We start from the raw sequence: 592 nt of genomic DNA, 5'->3' as shown, positions 1-592 counted from the left end.
GTGACCGGTTGGGTGGTGTCGTCGGTGGCCGGTTTGGCGTCCAGCTTGGCGCTGAAGGCATCGATCTTGGTGCCAAGGCCGTTAAGGGCCCCCAGCATCTGATCGAACTGTTCTGGTTTCATTTCCTCACCCTCGGGTTGGCTGGGGGGAGTCGTGGGCGCTTGCTCGCCATGGCTGGCCAGGAAGCTGAAAAACTTGGCGATCAGGCCATCGGCCTTCTCGTGCTTGGGTAGCTTGAACATGGAGAGGTCCAGCGGCTCGCTGGTGCCAACGGCCTGTCCCTTGTTGCTGTTGCTGAACTTGAGATGGGTGGTGCCGGTGCTGGCGGGCTCGTCGGTGACACCGAGGCCCAGCAGGTAGGTACGCCCCAGATCGGCGAAGTTCTCGAAGGGTTCGATGGAGCAGAACTGGTACTGGCCGTTCTGGTTGTAGTAGATGAGATCGCGATTCGGGCAGAGGATGGCGAACAGCTTGAGCTTGCCGTCCACCTCTTCGGTTTTGAGCGCCTGCACCGTGCCATAGCTGGACCAGCGATCGTGCTCGGGCCAGATGACGGCGGTGTAATAGGTCGGATCGTAGGTCTCGGCCATGT

General features: G+C 60.8%; 1 protein-coding gene. It reads right to left on the bottom strand.

Translation table 11 applies throughout. The features are described from left to right. Nucleotides 1–592: GPO family capsid scaffolding protein (locus RA28_RS22080; RefSeq protein WP_039533494.1), on the bottom strand; the 592-nt coding region annotated here is incomplete at both ends.

The organism is Ruegeria sp. ANG-S4 (assembly GCF_000814005.1).
In the GTDB taxonomy this organism is placed as follows: Bacteria; Pseudomonadota; Alphaproteobacteria; order Rhodobacterales; family Rhodobacteraceae; genus Ruegeria.
This window is presented reverse-complemented; position numbering and strand designations above follow the sequence as displayed.